1 protein-coding gene is annotated in these 848 nt (G+C 25.8%); it reads left to right on the top strand.

Annotation, left to right across the window (positions count from 1 at the left end; translation table 11 throughout):
- A partial coding sequence (locus L8W56_RS08730) for a hypothetical protein (protein ID WP_263660032.1) occupies positions 1 to 848 on the top strand: 848 nt, incomplete at both ends.

Here is an 848-nt window from a genome sequence, read left to right as displayed (position 1 = left end):
CAACCTTTCCCCCAACTCTCCCACTAAAGAAACCCTACAACCTTATATTCAAAAAGTTCAAGTTATTACAGATAAAGTGGATAGCAAACTAAAAATTACTGAATATACCTTAGAGTATATTAACAATGGTGATATAACTAAAGTTTTAGTAAAATTAGGAGAAGAAGTTATACAAGATTTTGTTTTAAAAAAAGGCTTAGATATTTCTAAAGAAATAGCACTTATCTTGTTTAGAGGAAAAATTATTTTTGGTATAATTATTTTTGCTGGAGGAAGTGTTATATCTTACTATTTTTCTGAAAACATTAAAGAATTAGCAAAAAAACTGCTAATAAATACTCAAGATTTGCTTAATAAAATCGGAGATAAAATTAAACCTCCTGTTGTATGCCCTAGTAATTCTATAACACCTAATGGTCAATGTATTGATCATCCAAATGATTTTTTTCAAAAACTAATCAATCCTTTCTCCCTCTTCACTCCACGCCCCTACCCTAGCTATTCAAAACAATACGAACTTGCTCTAGCAAAGAAAAAAGAACTTATAACTAAAACAAGTATAGCTTCTACAACTTACAATTTTATAGATGAAGAATATTTAAAAAACATACAAGATTTAAAAGAACAAGAAAAAATCATTGAACAAGAAGAACAAAAATATCAATTTGATTTAAAACTTTATAAAGAAGATAATAAAATAAAAAATGAAATTTTTAATTCTTTATTTAAATCTTTAAATGAAAAGCTAAGCTTTCAATTAAAACAAGAAAGAAATACTTTTTTAAATTCCAATCAAAGCTTAAGTATTATTGCTAATAAACAATACCTACTAAAGACTTTAAACTTGC

The sequence above is a fragment of the Campylobacter sp. IFREMER_LSEM_CL1085 genome (assembly GCF_025772235.1).
Lineage (GTDB): Bacteria > Campylobacterota > Campylobacteria > Campylobacterales > Campylobacteraceae > Campylobacter_D > Campylobacter_D lari_D.
This window is presented reverse-complemented; position numbering and strand designations above follow the sequence as displayed.